Origin of the sequence: Aquisalinus luteolus, assembly GCF_009712425.2 — a bacterium.
GTDB classification, from domain to species: Bacteria; Pseudomonadota; Alphaproteobacteria; order Caulobacterales; family Parvularculaceae; genus Aquisalinus; species Aquisalinus luteolus.
This window is the reverse complement of sequence record NZ_VCJR02000003.1, coordinates 81,037-95,567: the sequence shown is the minus strand read 5'-3', so window position 1 is coordinate 95,567 and position 14,531 is coordinate 81,037. Positions and strand designations below refer to the sequence as shown.

The window sequence follows — 14,531 nt, the reverse complement described above, 5'->3', positions numbered from 1 at the left end:
CGGAGGATAAATGGATAATATGAGCAGACGCGGATTTCTTGGCGGTATTGCAGGTGCAACGGCAGCCCTTGGCGGCGCCAAAGCCAGTGAAAAGTCAACCGAGCCGCCTCGCAGCGAGATCACCGATTACGACAAATGGCAGCTTTCCGAAGCCGAATGGAAAGAACGCCTGACCGATGAGGAATATTACGTGCTGCGCAAGGAAGGCACCGAGCGCGCCGGCACATCGCCCCTCAACAACGAAAAACGCGAAGGCACGTTCGTGTGCGCCGGGTGCGGTTGGCCGCAATTTTCGTCCAAGACGAAATATGAGTCCGGCACGGGCTGGCCGTCCTTCTACGACACGCTGCCTAATGCCGTCGGCACCAAGGAAGACAACACCTTCTTCATGAAGCGTACTGAATATCACTGCGCCCGCTGCGGCGGCCACCAGGGCCATGTCTTCAATGACGGCCCGGCCCCGACCGGCCTGCGTTATTGCAACAATGGCGTCGCGCTGGACTTCATCCCGAAGGAACAGGCCTGACAAATTTGGCGCTGACACGGCCCGGCCCTATCTCTAGCGGATGATCCGGCCCGACCAGCTTCTCTGTCCCTCCCCGGCCGGGCTTTATTGCCCGCCCGGCGATTTTTACATCGACCCCGTGCGCCCGGTCGACCGGGCGGTGATCACCCATGGCCATGCCGACCACGCCCGGGCCGGGCACGGCACCGTGCTGGCGACGCCCGAAACGCTGGCGATCATGGCCGTGCGCTATGGCGAGGAGTTCACCGCGCGCCGCCAGTCCCTTGGCTATGGCGAGACGACGAGCATCAACGGCGTCGAAGTCAGCTTCGCGCCGGCCGGCCATGTGTTGGGCTCGGCCCAGGCGATCACGAAATGGAAGGGCATGACCATCGTCTGTACCGGCGACTACAAGCGCCGGGAGGACCCGACCTGCCCGCCCTTCGAGCCCGTGCCCTGTCATGTCTTCATCTCCGAGGCGACCTTCGGCCTGCCGGTCTTCGTCCACCCGGACACGCGCGGCGAGATCGCCAACCTGCTGGGCAGCGTGCAGCGCAACCCTGACAGAGCCCATCTCGTCGGCGCCTATGCGCTGGGCAAGGCGCAGCGGATCATCACGCTGTTGCGCCTGATGGGTTATGACAGGCCGATCTACATTCATGGCGCGCTGCAGCGCTTGTGTGATCTGTATGAGGAGCATGGCATCGATCTGGGTGAGCTGCGCCCCGCGACCATCGACGCGAAGGACGGTTCAGGAAAACAGGACTTCGCCGGGCAGATCATCATCGCTCCGCCCTCTGCCATCCAGGACAAATGGGCGCGACGCTTCCCCGATCCCCTGCCCGCCTTTGCCTCCGGCTGGATGCGCGTGCGCCAGCGCGCCAAGCAGCGCGGCGTCGAACTGCCGCTGATCATCTCAGACCATGCCGACTGGACCGAGCTGACCGACACGATCACCGAGGTCGACCCCGAAGAACTCTGGGTCACCCATGGCCGCGAGGAGGCGCTGGTGCGCTGGGCGAGCCTGAAGGGGCTGAAGGCCAAACCGCTCTCCCTCGTAGGTTATGAGGACGAGAACGACTGATGCAGCGCTTCGCCGACCTCCTTGATCGCCTGATCCTGACGCCGTCGCGCAATGGCAAGCTGCGCTTGATGGAGGATTATTTCCGCGCCGTGCCGGACCCCGAACGCGGCTGGGCCGTTGCCGCCATCACCCGCGATCTCGACATCCGCTCGGTCAAGCCGGCCATGCTGCGCGAGATGACGGCGGAAAGGGTGGATGCGGAGCTTTTCGCGCTGTCCTACGACTATGTCGGCGATCTGGGTGAGACGATCTCCCTGATCTGGCCCGGCAAGCGCGGCGCGAACTATCAGGCAACCCTGACGGAGGTCGTCGAGACGCTCAATTCCATGAGTCGGACGGAGGCCCGCGGCACCGTCGCGACATGGCTCGATGCCCTCGACCCGACCGCCCGCTGGGCCCTGATCAAGCTGATCACCGGCGGCCTGCGCATCGGTGTCGGCGCCCGCCTCGTGAAACAGGCGCTGGCCAATTTCGGCGACAGGCCGATCCAGGAGATCGAGGAATTGTGGCACGGCCTCGCCCCGCCCTATACGAAGCTTTTCGAATGGCTGGAGGGTAAAGCCGACAAGCCGGAAAATGCGATGAAGGCCCCCTTCCGCCCGGTCATGCTCGCCCATGCCATTGAGGAGGCCGACAAGGCCCGCATCGACCTGTCGGAGAACGCTTTCGAGTGGAAATGGGATGGCATCCGCGTGCAGGCCGTCGCCGAGGGCGGCCAGACCCGGCTCTATTCGCGCACCGGCGACGACATCTCCAACGCTTTTCCCGATCTGGTCGAGAGCATGGCGTTCGACGCCGCCATCGACGGCGAATTGCTGGTCTATGACCCGAGTGAGCCGCCCTTCGCCGTGCGCCCCTTCAACGACCTCCAGCAGCGCCTGAACCGCAAGACGGTGACGAAGCGTATGCTGACGGACTATCCCGCCTTCATCCGCGCCTATGACCTGCTCTGGCATGACGGGCAGGATCTGCGCGGGCTTCCCTTTGAGGAGCGCCGCGCCCTGCTGGAGCGCTTCATCGAAACGGAGAAACCCGCCCGCTTCGACCTGTCGCCCAATGTGGTGGTGGAAAGCTGGGAGCATCTGGCCGAGCTGCGCGCCAACCCGCCGCTCGATGCCATCGAGGGGCTGATGCTGAAGAAGCTATCCTCCGTCTACGTCCCCGGGCGGCCAAAAGGCGAGTGGTGGAAGTGGAAGCGCCAGCCCTTCCTGATCGATGCGGTGCTGATGTATGCCCAGCGCGGCCATGGCAAGCGCTCCTCATACTATTCCGACTACACCTTTGGCTGCTGGCGCGAAGACGAGAATGGCGAGGACGAGCTGGTGCCCGTCGGCAAGGCCTATCACGGCTTCACCGACGAGGAGCTGAAGAAGATCGACCGCTATGTGCGCAACAACACGATCGACCGCTTCGGCCCGGTCCGCTCGGTCAAGGCAAGCAAGGAAGAAGGGCTGGTGCTGGAAGTCGCATTCGAGGGCCTCGCCCGATCAAAGCGCCACAAATCAGGCGTCTCCATGCGCTTCCCCCGCATCAGCCGGCTCAGATGGGACAAACCCGCCGCCGAGGCCGACCGGCTGGAAACGCTGGAAGCGATGATCCCGGAGTGATTATTCGCAAAGCGAGGTGTATTTGCCGTTGATGAAATCACTCTCGGGCCAGAGAGTTATTCTACTTATCTGCTTCAAGCCCATTTCGCCGGTATAGCGACCAGTAACTGATACGTGCTTGCCGGATAAAGAACGCAAATCGGCGGACCGGCATTTATCAGAAAAGGATTCCAGGGTTACGGCAAACTTGTCATCGCCAGCCTCAAGATGGTCAGTCGTAACGTATATTGCCACGGGCTTTTCATTACCAATATAACCACTGACCCTGACAAGCTTGTTCTGAAAAGAAGATGAATTCTTTCTCAAATAAGGGATAGGGGCCTCCCAGACAATATCAGTATATGAATTCGCTGGAGGATTCTTGTCCGAGGCACAAGAAGCGAACACAAAGCAGTAAAAGAACATCAACAAGCGTTTCAATCGATATTCCTTCCTTTGTCTTCAATCATCCTAGGCAGAAGAGCTTCATATGTCACTCTGCTATATCTTACCGCCGGAACACCGCTGCAACTTCGATATGGGGGGACCAGATGAACTGGTCGACGGGCTGGACGGCGTCGAGCCTGTAGCCGCCCGCCGTCAGGATCGCCGCGTCGCGGGCGAAGGTCTTCGGGCTGCAGGAGACGCCGACGATGACCGGCACGGCGCTGCCCGCCAGTTGCTCGACCTGCGCTTCGGCGCCTGCGCGTGGCGGGTCGAACACCACCGCCTCGAAAGATTTCAGCTCGTCCGGCATCAGCGGCTGGCGGAACAGATCGCGCACCTGCGTCGTGATCGGCTTGAGCCCTGCCTGGTTGCGCCCCACATTGATCGCGGCAATCGCTTCGGGCACGGACTCCACGGCGTGGACATTCGCGCGCTTGGCCATGGCAAAGGTGAACGTACCGGAGCCGGAGAACAGATCGGCGACATGGCTCGCCTCGCCGACACCGTCGAGCACGACACGCTGCAGCGCCTCCTCCCCGTCCTTCGTCGCCTGCAGGAAGCCCTTGGGCGGCAGCGGCACGGGGGTGCCAGCGAAAGTCACCGTGACCGGCCCTGGCACATAGAGCGGCACGCGGTTCAGGGTCAGCCGCGACAGCTTCATCGCCCGGGCGAGCTCCGTCAGCGCTTCGCGCGCGGCCAAATCCAGATCTTCCTCGGCAACATCGCCGCCGAGATCGACATCGGCGCCACTGTCGGCGAGCGTAACGAAACAGGTGAACCACGCCTTGGGGTTCAGGCGGAACAGCGGCTCGCACAGCCGGGCGACATCGTCGCGCAGGGCGAACAATTCCGGATCGAGCACATGGCACTCTGCCATCGGCACCAGCCGGTGGGAGCCCTTGGCGAGAAAGCCGATCTGCGCCTTGCCGCCGATCCAGCGCACCGAATAGCCCGCCCGGCGGCGCATTTTCGGCGAGGACGACAGAAGCGGCAGCACCTCCACATGGGACAGGCCCTCCCGCGACAGCGCCTGGCGGATCAGCCCCTGTTTCCACGCATTGTAATAGTCCGTATCGAGATGCTGCAGGGCGCAGCCGCCGCACTCATCGCCCAGTTTTTCATTATTGGGGCCACCGTCGCGCGCATGGCCAAAATGGCGGCAGACCGGGGCCTTGCGCACGGCGCTCTCTTTCGACAACCCGGTCAGTTGCGCCTTGGTGCCGGTGACCGACAGCTGCGCGACATCGCCCGGCGCGGCGAAGGGCACATGCACGGTCCTGTCGCCGACGATGGCCGTGCCATCGCCTTGCAGGCCGATGGAGACGATCTCCGCCTCCGCCGCAAACGGCTTGGGTGCCTTTGCAGGCTTGCGCTTAAATCTTCTTCCGGGCACCGATCAAAAACTCCCTGTTACCATCGCCGCCGGCTATCGGGCTCTCGCACCAGCCGAGCGGATCGAACCCCTCTCCCGCGATCCACGCCAGCATGTCCTCCGCGACGCCCTCGGCATTCTCGCGGGCCGGACGCACCAGTCCGCCCTTGCCGATCTCGCCGCGGCCGACCTCGAATTGCGGCTTGACGAGAGCGAGGCAATGGCCGCCGTGGCGGATCAAGTCAAGAGCCGGCGGCAAGGCCTTCTTCAGGCTGATGAAGGAGACATCGGTGACGACGAGGTCGACCGGCTCCGGCACCAGCGCGGGAGACAGGTCCTTCGCATGGGTCTTTTCGAGGTTCACGACGCGGGCGTCACCAGCGATCTTCTCGTGCATCTGGCCGTGGCCGACATCGACGGCATAGATCTTCGCCGCGCCGCCAGCCAGTAGCACATCGCAGAACCCGCCGGTCGAGGCACCGAGATCGAGGCAGGTCAGCCCCGCCGGATCGACACCAAAAACCGCCAGCGCCTTTTCCAGCTTCAGCCCGCCGCGGGAGACCCAGCGCAGCACCTCTCCCTCCAGCGACACCTCATCGCCGGCGCCGATCTTGCGCGAGGGCTTGTCGGCCACCGCGCCATTGATGCGCACCAGCCCGGCGGCAATGGCCGACTGGGCGCGGGCACGGCTCTCGCACAGGCCGCTTTCGACAAGATGAAGGTCAAGACGCATGGCCGGTCTATACCCCGGTTTTGCAGGCTGGTCATCCCGCCCGCACTTCCCTTATGCTGGGCAAAAAGAGGAGGAATGGATGAAAAACACGCTCGCGGCACTCCTTGCCACCGCGCTCATCGGCGTCACCGCCACCAGCGCGCAGGAAACCGCCTTCACGGTGCAGGACGCTGTTATCGACGAGACGCTGGAAAGCTTTGTCGAGGACGGCAAGATCGCCGGGGCGACCGCCCTTGTCTGGCAGGATGGCGAGGAGGTCTATGCCGGCAATTTCGGCATGGCCGACCGCGAGGCCGGCCGCGCAATGACCCGCGACACGCTGTTCCAGATCTATTCCATGACCAAGCCCGTCACCGGCGTTGCCCTGATGACCCTTTGGGAAGACGGCAAGTTCGACCTCGACGAGCCGCTGTCTGATTATTTGCCAGAGTTCACCGACATGGAAGTCTTCGCCGGGTTCGATGCCAATGGCGAGCCTGTGTTCGAACCGGCCAGGCGCGAGATAAAGGTCATCGACATCATGCGCCACACGGCCGGTCTCGGCTATGCCAGCGAAGCGAAGGAATATCCGGCATATCTGTACCGCGAAGCCGGGGTAATGAGCGTGACGCAAACGCTGGAGGAGTTCAGCCAGAACATCGCCTCCCAGCCGCTTTACTATCAGCCAGGCGGCGAGTGGAAATACAGCGCCTCCGTCTCGGTGCAGGCGCGCCTCGTGGAGGTGTTGTCGGGCATGGAATTCGACGCCTATCTGCAGGAGACCATCTTCGATCCCCTCGGCATGGACAGCGCCAAACGTTATGTCGCGCCCGAGGATCGCGACCGCATGGCCGGGTTCTATTCCGATGCGTCGGGCTCGCTGCAGCGTGTGCCGAACATGCAAGCCTATGGCGGCGCCTTCAACCGCACCGCTTTTCATGCCGGTGGCTTCGGCCTTGTCATGGAGATCGATGACTATATGCGCTTTGCCCGCATGCTGCTGAATGGCGGCGAGCTGGATGGCGCACGTATCCTCGAGCCGGAAACGGTGCAGCTAATGGCGACCGATCACCTGCCCTCGACCGTGCAGGACGTGAACTGGCTGCGCAACAAGGGACAGGTCGGTTTCGGGCTCGACTTCGCCGTGCGCATCGCCCCGCCGCTGAAATCATATGAGGCGTCGGGCGCGGTTGGCGAGTTCTTCTGGGACGGCTATGCCTCGACCCTGTTCTGGGTCGACCCGGCCAATGTCCTCGCCGCCGTGATGCTGGTCCAGAAAGTCCCGTTCGACGAGATCGGCCTGCACAAGGCGTTTCGCGATGCGGTCTATTCCGGTTCGGCCTTCGCCGCGCCCTTACCTGCCACTACCCCAGATGGAGAATGAAAATGATGCGTTTCCTCGCAATCCTGACACTGATTTTCACAACACTGTTTGCAACCGCAAACGCGGAGGATGAGATGTATTCCCACGTGGTTTTCTTTGAACTGACGGACAACAGCGACGAAGCCAGGCAGGCCCTGATCGACGGCTTCGAGACATATCTCGCGCCCCACGATGGCATTCTCGTCTACACCGCGAGCATCCGTGACGAGAGCAAACAGCGCGATGTGAATGACCTGACCTTCGATGTCGCCCTGACACTGGTTTTCGAGAGCGTCGCCGCGCAGGACGCCTATCAGGTCACCGACGCCCACAAGCAGTTCATCGAGGAGCTGAGCGGCAACTGGGCCAGCGTGCGCGTGTTCGACTCCGTAGTTTCAGGTTCGCCAATCGGACTGGAATAATCAGTCCACTCAGGGATCAGTCCAGCGCGGGGGGCGCCAGCCCCTCGTAAATATCATCAGGCATCCGGTCGTCCCTGATGGAATCGACATAGGCGAGAGAGTCACGGGCGACGGAGATCGCATAGGCGATGTCTTCATCACTCAACGCCGTGCCGTCCGCCGCCGCAGAACTGACCTGGTCGACATAGCTGTCGACCATCGCACGAAAGGAAGCGGCATCGCCGCCCTGCTCGACCTCCAGCCAGTCATGATAGAAGAAATGATTGTGGCTGTTGTCGAAGCTGCTCTCGGAAACATCGTTGATATGGGCATAGCGGACTAACGTGTGCATTTCCGCCCGCCCTTGCAGCCACAGATCCTCGGTTGACCGGTTCTTCAGGATGAAGGTGACGAGCCGCTGGGCAGGTGCGGTCAGGGGCGGCAGATCATAGGTGACGCCTTCATATTTTACGCGGGTCGCCTCATCCGGCTTGCGCATCAGCTTGCGGAATACATTCTTTTCGCGGCGATAGAGCGACGGGCCCGGCATAGACGCCCCGAGCAGCTGGCTGGCATCATCCGCCGTGATCACTGCCGCCGTCTCGAGGCTGGTCAGTTTTTCCGTGAAGGGATCGTCCTGCGCATATGCACTGGACAAAAGCACAATCGCCACAAGACCAGTCAGAATTGCGACAAGGCGCTTTGAGACGTTCTCCCCCATCATCACGCCTGTCAGGCCCTGATGTCGCCAGCCTGAACCGGCATGTCTTCCATGCCCAGCGCCCGGCGGGCGGTATTGGCGATGCCGCGGGCATCGAGGCCAGCGTCTTCATACATGCGTGCCGGGCTGGCCTGATCCTGATAGGTATCCGGCAGTGTCAGTGTACGGATCTTCAGCCCGCCATCGAGCAGGCCGGTCTCTGCCAGATAATGCAGCACAAAGGCGCCGAAACCGCCCTGTGAGCCTTCCTCGACCGTGATCACGACTTCATGTTCTTTCACCAGGCGGCGGATCAGGTCGTAGTCCAGCGGCTTGGCGAAGCGGGCATCGGCGACCGTCGTCGACAGACCCTGTGCCCCCAGCATGTCTGCGGCCTTCAGGCATTCACCGAGGCGCCCGCCGAGCGACAAGAGCGCAACCTTGGTGCCTTCCTTGACGATGCGACCCTTGCCAAGTTCGAGCATCAGCGGCTTGTCCGGCATCTCTACGCCAATCCCCTCCCCGCGCGGGAAGCGGAAGGCGATGGGGCCCTCGTCATACATGGCGGAGGTATGGGTCATGTGGACCAGCTCCGCCTCATCGCCCGCAGCCATGATCACCATATTGGGCAGGCAGCCGAGATAGGCGAGATCGAAGGCACCGGCATGGGTCGCGCCATCGGCGCCGACAAGACCGGCCCGGTCGAGCGGGAAACGGACGGGCAGGTTCTGCAGGGCGACATCGTGTACCACGCTGTCATAGGCGCGCTGCAGGAAGGTCGAATAGATCGCGGCGTATGGCTTCATGCCTTCGGCAGCGAGGCCAGCGGCAAACGTCACCGCATGTTGCTCGGCGATGCCGACATCGAAGGTACGATCAGGGAACTCTTGCATGAATTTTGTCAGGCCGGTGCCGTCCGGCATGGCAGCGGTGATGCCGACGATCTTGTCGTCGCGGCGGCCTTCCTCGACCAGCTGCTGTCCGAATACGGATGTATAGGACGGCGCGTTGGACTTGCCCTTGTGCTGCTTGCCGGAGATGACGTCGAACTTGGCAACGCCGTGATATTTATCGGCGGATGTTTCAGCCGGGGCATAGCCCTTGCCCTTCTGGGTGACGACATGGACCAGCACCGGCCCGTCATCGATGTCGCGGACATTCTCTAGAACATCGATCAGGTGGTCCATGTTGTGCCCATCGATCGGCCCGACATAGTAAAAGCCCAGCTCCTCGAACAGCGTGCCACCGGTCACGAGCCCGCGGGAATATTCCTCTGCCTTCGCCGCTTTTTCATAGATTGTCTTGGGCAGTTTCTTGGCCAGCTGCTTGGCAAAGGTGCGGAAGCCCTGATAGGCGCCGGACGAGGCCGCACGGGCGAGATAGGCACTCATCGCGCCGACCGGCGGGGCGATGGACATGTCGTTGTCGTTGAGGATGACCGTCAGCCGGCTGCCGAGGTCCCCGGCATTGTTCATCGCCTCATAAGCCATGCCGGCGGACATCGACCCGTCACCGATGACGGCGATGACGCGATTGTCCTCGCCCTTCATGTCGCGGGCGACAGCCATGCCGAGCGCCGAGGAGATCGACGTCGCCGCATGGGCCGCGCCGAACGGATCATATTCGCTCTCTGACCGCTTGGTGAAACCGGACAGGCCGCCTTCCTGGCGCAGGGTGCGGATGCGGTCGCGCCGCCCGGTCAGGATCTTGTGCGGATAGCACTGGTGGCCGACATCCCAGATCAGCTTGTCGTCGGGCGTGTTGAACAGGTAATGCAGCGCCACGGTCAGCTCGACCACGCCGAGCCCGGCGCCGAGATGCCCACCGGTCACGGAAACGGCGTCGATCACCTCTTCCCGCAACTCATCGGCCAGCTGGCGCAGCTGACTGCGGTCCAGATCGCGCAGATCGGCCGGCAGGGTCACTTTGTCGAGGAGCGGGGTTTCAACAGCCATAGGTTTTATCCGTTACTATCTTATAGCGTCACAGGAGTTTCACAGTCCTATGGGGCGAAATCAAGCCGCGCTTGCGGCAAGGGCCTGAAATTAGTGTGAAATATGATGGGCAAATTGCCGCCATCTCACTCAGTCAAAGGATGCCGGTTCGGTTCGCGCTTCGCCGGACTCGCTCAGCATGATCTTGTCGACCTTTTCCTTGGCATCTTTCAGCTTTTTCTCGCAATGGGCTTTCAACGCGGCCCCGCGCTCATATAGCTCGATCGACTGCTCCAGCGGCGCGTCGCCCTTTTCAAGGGTGGAGACGATGCCTTCCAGTTCCTGAAGCGCTGCCTCGAAAGACATCATATTGATATTCTGATTGTCAGCCATCTTCGTCTTCTTCCGTTTCGATCAGGGTTTCCGGCCTACAGCGAGTCTCCCCCGGGGTCGCAAGACAGCCTTCTACGCGACTGATATAATCGGATAAAAGCCCTGCATCCTCAGGCATGGATGCCCGGGCGGCTTCGAGCTTTTCCCGTGCCTTGTCGGGCTGTTGGTCCTGGGAATAGACATAGGCAGTTACAGCCTCATAGTAAGGCCGTTCCTCGTCGCTCATCGTTGGCAATGTCTGTTCAGCAATATCGAGATATGCCTTCAGATAATTCGCATTCGAAAACGTATTTTCGGGGTCATACCAAAAGCCGTTGAGCAACAGGAAATAGCCTTCATCCGCCTCTGCCTCCCCCAGTTCCTCGCTCAGGCGGTAGGCGAGATAATAGCGCGAAATCGACCGCCCCTCCGAATAGGCGGGGGTCTGCATGAATTCCTCTATGACGGGCAATTCCTCATCCGCAAAATCGCGATAAAGCGGCAAGCCGTTTGTCGGACATTGCGGCAGGCGCGTTATGAAATCGCAACTCGAGACAATGCGATAAGACATGGTCGCCTGCCCCCATGGGGAGGAACAAGACATTGTGCCGGTATAGCCAAACTCTTCACCACCAATCGGGCACACGGCAGTTTCATTTGTCGGCATGCCTGCCCATGCCGATCCTGCAGTCAGGAGCATTGCCGACAGTGATATCGATGCAAGACGACGCTTCATGATATTCTCCCTGCTATCCATCACATTCCTGATCATACACGGATAGCCTCAGCCAACCTACTCGGCGACGGCAGGCTTTTCAGTCGCTCTGGTTTCCGGCGCTTCCAGCTCATAGGCGCGCCAGGACCAGTAATTATTGCCGCCCTGATGGTCGACCCGGGCCCAACGGCGCTTCTTGCACATGTGCCGGTCGATCATCCAGTTGAGATAGCCATGGGCACAGAGCAGCACATCGCCCTCTGCCGACAGATCGATCAGCCGGTCGGCGATCTGCGAAACCCGGCGCCAGGCCTGCGCGTGGTTCTCCGTCTCGTCCGGCGCATAGCCGAGGAACCAGAAGGTACGGGAGACGACACCCCAGGTGCCGGGGCGCAGCCTGATCCACGGCACGGGCGGCGGCGGCAGCGGCGCTTCGACGAACAGCGCATCCTGCGGCACGATGCGTGCGCCCTCGACGATATGGTCGGCGGTCTCGATCGCGCGCGGCAGTGTAGAGCACAGCACATGCTCGCAATTGGTGGCGACGTCGATCAGGCTGCGCGGCGGCGCCTCGTCCGGGTGCAAGCCGCTTTCGTCGTAGCGCGCCCACCAGTCGCCATACTCCCGCGCGGTGATCCGCACGTTCCTGTCTAGATTGGGGCGCCCGTGGCGCGCAGTTATGATTCGGCCCACCATCAGTCCGGATTAGCCGATTTGGCCGTGTGAGGCGAGCGCTTTAACGTGTGCTGCGGCAGACTTTCCAAGTGCATCAAGGTCATAGCCGCCTTCGAGTACCGAAATGAGACGGCCTGCGCACTTGTCCCGCGCAATCGCGGCGATTTCGGCCGTGATCCAGGCGAAATCCTCCTCGACCAGTTTCAACCCGCCTAGCGGGTCCGCGGCATGGGCATCGAAACCGGCGGATATGACGATGAAATCAGGCGCAAAATCCGACAGCGCCGGCAGAAGCCTATCCCCCCACGCCCGGCGGAACGCCTGCCCGCCCTCGCCCCGCGCCAAGGGCTGGTTGGTGATCTGGTCGTAAAGGCCGCGATCAGTCTCCTTGCCCGTGCCCGGATATTGCGGCCACTCGTGGGATGACGCGAAGAACGCGTTTTCGCGATCCCAGAAAATCGCCTGAGTGCCATTGCCGTGATGGACATCGAAATCGACCACGGCGACGCGGGCACAGCCATGGGCCGCCTGTGCGTGCAGGCCAGCGATGGCGGCATTGTTGAAGAAGCAGAAGCCCATGGCCCGGTCCTGCTCGGCATGGTGGCCGGGCGGTCGGGCGATAATGAAGGCATTATCGGCCTCGCCCGCCATCACCGCATCGACGGCGGCAACGGCAGCCCCTGCCCCGCGCCTCGCGGCGGACAGCGAATGGGGGCCCATGAAAGTATCAGGGTCGAGCTGTGCCCAGCCCTCATCCTTGGGGGCCTTGGCCTGAACGAGATCGAGATGATCCTGCGGATGGGCGAGCGCGATACGGTCCCACGCCGCTTCCGGAGCTTCGAGGCGGATCAAGTCATCGAAATCGCTTGTGGCAAGCGCCGCCTCGACCGCGCCATAGCGAGACTGGCGTTCCGGATGGCCGGGCGGGACCTCATGCTGGCCGAAGTCAGAATGGCTGTAGAGAAGTGTTGTCATGGGCTTCTTATGCCAAGGTGAGCCGGTCGCGAAAAGTGGTTTGATGACACGGCGCTTTCTGCTGCCTCACCGGCACGTCATGAACGGGCCCATGTCGAGGTGGAAGTGATTGGCGTGGGCGTTGTTGTAATCCGGACCCAGCACCACCGCGAAGCGCTCGCAGGCACGCTCATGGACAGCGTCTAGGAACCGGCCCTGCTCATTGTCATCGCCCCAGTCATCCAGCACAGAAATTTCGGTCGAATCCTCCAGCACGAAACCGGCAATGTCGATGGCATTGGCGTATGCATGTTCGGACCGCCGCCCGGTGGAGCGGTTATTGACGTTGCGGCAGGCATAAGTACCGTAATGGCGGATACGGATGATCTCACGACCCAGAATCTCCTCTGCCGCCGGCTTCAGGTCATGCTCTTCCCAGACCGCGAGAGCGACGAGCGCCGGACAGGTCAGCGTGATGTCGCCGCCATAGGAGATGCTCGACTGGCGCAGCTGGGCGACATCCGTAAAGCCGCAATTCTCGCCTGTCTCCCGGTCCGGCAGGAACTCGAAGTCGAGCTCGCTCTGGTCGAGCACCGCCCGGCATTCGGCAGCATTTACCCGCAGGCGGGTCAGCTTCATGCCGGTCAGGAATGTTGGCTCATCGGCAATCGCCAGCGGCTCGAACGGGTTGAACCGGTCAGGCACATGGCGGTCGAGCACATAGAAACCGCCTGCGGTCAGAAGGGCGCAGACGAGCAGAAAGGCAAGGAATCTCATACCTGCGCTAACACGGCCCGTAGGAAATCGTCAGCATGTCGATGACCGGAGGTACGTTGAAACGCATCGGCAGGCCGACCATGCCCGTGCCGGAGGTAACGAACAGATTCCCGCGTCGTTCCTCGCTAAAACCATAGCGATGGACATCGCAGGCAAAGGTCAGCGCACAGGTCACTAACGGAATATTGATCTGGCCGCCATGGGTATGGCCGGAAATCATCAGGTCGAATTCCGGCAGGGTTCGGCGCTGTTCAAGCACGTCCGGGTTATGTTCGATAGCAAAGGTGAACGCTCCTGAGATGGGCTGTTCAGGTGCCACCCAGTCAAAATCGCGCTGTGCGCCCCAATGGTCCGGCAGACCGATGATGTTGACCGGCTGGCCGTTGACCTCGGTCGCCGCGGCATCGCCATCGAGCACGGCGACGCCGACCGCCTCCAGCGTGTCGATCAGCGGCTCGGTCAGGTCCTCTCCCGACAAGCCGACATCGTGATTGCCCATCACGGCAAAGGCGGGGGCCGTCAGGTCAGCCAGCGACGCAAATAGTTCCGGTAACTCATCCGCTGGCGGATGATAAGTGAAGTCGCCCGGGATCAGCACCAGGTCTGCATCCAGCCCGTTCACCCGGTCCACGATACGGGCGACCGGCATTGCATTGCCGAAAATGCCATTATGGGTATCGGAGAATACCGCTGCCCTGACTTCACCCAGCGCTTCCGCAGTACAGATGTTAAGCTCATGCTCTTTCACGAGCAGAATGCGAGGCTCGACAAAGCGGGCATAGGCCAGCACGCTGATGCCAGCGAGAAACAGCCCGAGCAGAACCCTGCGCACGCGCCAGTCCTTGCGGATCATCAGCCAGAGAATGACCGGCACAGCGATGAAGTAGAGATAGCTGGCGTAATAGATGAGGAGTTGCATGAAACAATGGCGAGG

The 14,531-nt window shown here is 61.8% G+C and carries 16 protein-coding genes; 5 read left to right on the top strand and 11 right to left on the bottom strand.

The window, feature by feature from the left end; all coding sequences use genetic code 11:
* Positions 1-19: 19 nt before the first annotated feature.
* From msrB to FF098_RS13775, 3 genes are read left to right on the top strand one after another with little or no spacing between them, the layout of a single operon-like run.
* On the top strand, positions 20-526 hold the full coding sequence (gene msrB / locus FF098_RS13785; RefSeq protein ID WP_155141578.1) for a peptide-methionine (R)-S-oxide reductase MsrB: 507 nt from the start codon (positions 20-22) through the stop codon (positions 524-526).
* A 40-nt stretch (positions 527-566) separates the two neighbouring features.
* Entirely contained in the window at positions 567-1,589 is a 1,023-nt protein-coding gene (locus FF098_RS13780; protein WP_155141577.1) for a ligase-associated DNA damage response exonuclease, read from the top strand.
* Positions 1,589-3,196 carry a cisplatin damage response ATP-dependent DNA ligase gene (locus FF098_RS13775; protein ID WP_155141576.1) on the top strand — a complete coding sequence of 536 codons (1,608 nt, stop codon included), beginning with the start codon at positions 1,589-1,591 and terminating at the stop codon, positions 3,194-3,196. The genes FF098_RS13780 and FF098_RS13775 overlap by 1 nt, the downstream gene beginning before the upstream one ends.
* On the opposite strand, the gene FF098_RS13770 is transcribed toward FF098_RS13775, so the two are convergent.
* From FF098_RS13770 to FF098_RS13760, 3 genes are all read right to left on the bottom strand, one after another.
* Positions 3,197-3,616, bottom strand: a complete 420-nt coding sequence (locus FF098_RS13770) for a hypothetical protein (RefSeq protein WP_155141574.1) — start codon at positions 3,614-3,616, stop codon at positions 3,197-3,199.
* A gap of 67 nt (positions 3,617-3,683) precedes the next feature.
* A complete protein-coding gene (locus FF098_RS17965; RefSeq protein ID WP_155141572.1) occupies positions 3,684-5,015 on the bottom strand; it encodes a class I SAM-dependent RNA methyltransferase in 1,332 nt (443 codons plus the stop codon).
* Positions 4,996-5,727: a TlyA family RNA methyltransferase gene (locus tag FF098_RS13760; RefSeq protein WP_155141570.1), complete on the bottom strand. Its 732-nt coding sequence runs from the start codon at positions 5,725-5,727 to the stop codon at positions 4,996-4,998. The genes FF098_RS17965 and FF098_RS13760 overlap by 20 nt, the downstream gene beginning before the upstream one ends.
* Before the next feature lie 79 nt (positions 5,728-5,806).
* Here FF098_RS13760 and FF098_RS13755 point away from each other — a divergent pair, with 79 nt between their 5' ends.
* Both FF098_RS13755 and FF098_RS13750 read left to right on the top strand, forming a co-directional pair.
* A complete protein-coding gene (locus FF098_RS13755; RefSeq protein ID WP_155141568.1) occupies positions 5,807-7,090 on the top strand; it encodes a serine hydrolase domain-containing protein in 1,284 nt (427 codons plus the stop codon).
* 2 nt (positions 7,091-7,092) lie between these two features.
* Positions 7,093-7,491 (top strand): Dabb family protein, encoded by a 399-nt coding sequence (locus FF098_RS13750; RefSeq protein WP_205967521.1) that lies wholly within the window; start codon positions 7,093-7,095, stop codon positions 7,489-7,491.
* Between the two features lie 16 nt (positions 7,492-7,507).
* On the opposite strand, the gene FF098_RS13745 is transcribed toward FF098_RS13750, so the two are convergent.
* The 8 genes from FF098_RS13745 to FF098_RS13710 all read right to left on the bottom strand — a co-directional run bounded on the left by FF098_RS13745 (position 7,508) and on the right by FF098_RS13710 (position 14,516).
* Positions 7,508-8,128, bottom strand: coding sequence for a hypothetical protein (locus FF098_RS13745; protein WP_155141566.1), 621 nt, complete (start codon positions 8,126-8,128; stop codon positions 7,508-7,510).
* Between the two features lie 74 nt (positions 8,129-8,202).
* Positions 8,203-10,125, bottom strand: a complete 1,923-nt coding sequence (gene dxs / locus FF098_RS13740; protein ID WP_155141564.1) for a 1-deoxy-D-xylulose-5-phosphate synthase — start codon at positions 10,123-10,125, stop codon at positions 8,203-8,205.
* Between the two features lie 129 nt (positions 10,126-10,254).
* The gene (locus FF098_RS13735) at positions 10,255-10,497 is read right to left on the bottom strand and encodes an exodeoxyribonuclease VII small subunit (protein ID WP_155141562.1); all 243 of its coding nucleotides are present in this window, start codon (positions 10,495-10,497) and stop codon (positions 10,255-10,257) included.
* Entirely contained in the window at positions 10,490-11,212 is a 723-nt protein-coding gene (locus FF098_RS13730; protein ID WP_155141560.1) for a hypothetical protein, read from the bottom strand. The genes FF098_RS13735 and FF098_RS13730 overlap by 8 nt, the downstream gene beginning before the upstream one ends.
* A gap of 57 nt (positions 11,213-11,269) precedes the next feature.
* Entirely contained in the window at positions 11,270-11,833 is a 564-nt protein-coding gene (locus FF098_RS13725) for a histidine phosphatase family protein (protein WP_166426542.1), read from the bottom strand.
* Between the two features lie 63 nt (positions 11,834-11,896).
* Positions 11,897-12,841 (bottom strand): histone deacetylase family protein, encoded by a 945-nt coding sequence (locus tag FF098_RS13720; protein WP_155141557.1) that lies wholly within the window; start codon positions 12,839-12,841, stop codon positions 11,897-11,899.
* Between the two features lie 66 nt (positions 12,842-12,907).
* Positions 12,908-13,597, bottom strand: coding sequence for an extensin-like domain-containing protein (locus FF098_RS13715; RefSeq protein ID WP_155141555.1), 690 nt, complete (start codon positions 13,595-13,597; stop codon positions 12,908-12,910).
* Positions 13,598-13,604: 7 nt separating this feature from the next.
* Positions 13,605-14,516 carry a metallophosphoesterase gene (locus tag FF098_RS13710; RefSeq protein WP_166426541.1) on the bottom strand — a complete coding sequence of 304 codons (912 nt, stop codon included), beginning with the start codon at positions 14,514-14,516 and terminating at the stop codon, positions 13,605-13,607.
* Positions 14,517-14,531 lie beyond the last annotated feature (15 nt).

Coding starts and splice junctions, on each gene's coding strand:
- FF098_RS13730 (WP_155141560.1), bottom strand. CDS start 11,212: ATGAAGCGTCGTCTTGCATCGATATCACTGTCGGCAATGCTCCTGACT.
- FF098_RS13780 (WP_155141577.1), top strand. CDS start 567: ATGATCCGGCCCGACCAGCTTCTCTGTCCCTCCCCGGCCGGGCTTTAT.
- FF098_RS13710 (WP_166426541.1), bottom strand. CDS start 14,516: ATGCAACTCCTCATCTATTACGCCAGCTATCTCTACTTCATCGCTGTG.
- FF098_RS13755 (WP_155141568.1), top strand. CDS start 5,807: ATGAAAAACACGCTCGCGGCACTCCTTGCCACCGCGCTCATCGGCGTC.
- FF098_RS13720 (WP_155141557.1), bottom strand. CDS start 12,841: ATGACAACACTTCTCTACAGCCATTCTGACTTCGGCCAGCATGAGGTC.
- FF098_RS13775 (WP_155141576.1), top strand. CDS start 1,589: ATGCAGCGCTTCGCCGACCTCCTTGATCGCCTGATCCTGACGCCGTCG.
- msrB (WP_155141578.1), top strand. CDS start 20: ATGAGCAGACGCGGATTTCTTGGCGGTATTGCAGGTGCAACGGCAGCC.
- FF098_RS13750 (WP_205967521.1), top strand. CDS start 7,093: ATGATGCGTTTCCTCGCAATCCTGACACTGATTTTCACAACACTGTTT.
- dxs (WP_155141564.1), bottom strand. CDS start 10,125: ATGGCTGTTGAAACCCCGCTCCTCGACAAAGTGACCCTGCCGGCCGAT.
- FF098_RS13735 (WP_155141562.1), bottom strand. CDS start 10,497: ATGGCTGACAATCAGAATATCAATATGATGTCTTTCGAGGCAGCGCTT.
- FF098_RS13760 (WP_155141570.1), bottom strand. CDS start 5,727: ATGCGTCTTGACCTTCATCTTGTCGAAAGCGGCCTGTGCGAGAGCCGT.
- FF098_RS13715 (WP_155141555.1), bottom strand. CDS start 13,597: ATGAGATTCCTTGCCTTTCTGCTCGTCTGCGCCCTTCTGACCGCAGGC.